Here is a 205-nt window from a genome sequence, read left to right as displayed (position 1 = left end):
CATTGGGGAGCGTACGATGTGACCACTGATTTCCGCTGCTGCCGGCGCTTCCATACTTGGAGTGGCAGTTTGTGCGACAGCGTTAGACAGAGCTGGCTGCTGCATCACTGGTGCAGCATAAGCCTGTTGCATCATTGGAAAACTTGCAGCTGGCGCTGCACGGCTGATGCGTACAGACTCTTCGCCTTCAGAAATTTCCAGTTCG

1 pseudogene is annotated in these 205 nt (G+C 54.6%); it reads right to left on the bottom strand.

Annotation, left to right across the window (positions count from 1 at the left end):
* Positions 1-205, bottom strand: a pseudogene (locus FDX22_RS22190) (acetyl-CoA carboxylase biotin carboxyl carrier protein); the annotation flags it as partial.

This window comes from Citrobacter sp. TBCS-14 (genome assembly GCF_005280805.1).
Lineage (GTDB): Bacteria > Pseudomonadota > Gammaproteobacteria > Enterobacterales > Enterobacteriaceae > Citrobacter > Citrobacter gillenii.
The sequence above is the reverse complement of the archived record's forward strand: the minus strand, read 5'-3'. Positions and strand labels throughout refer to the sequence as shown.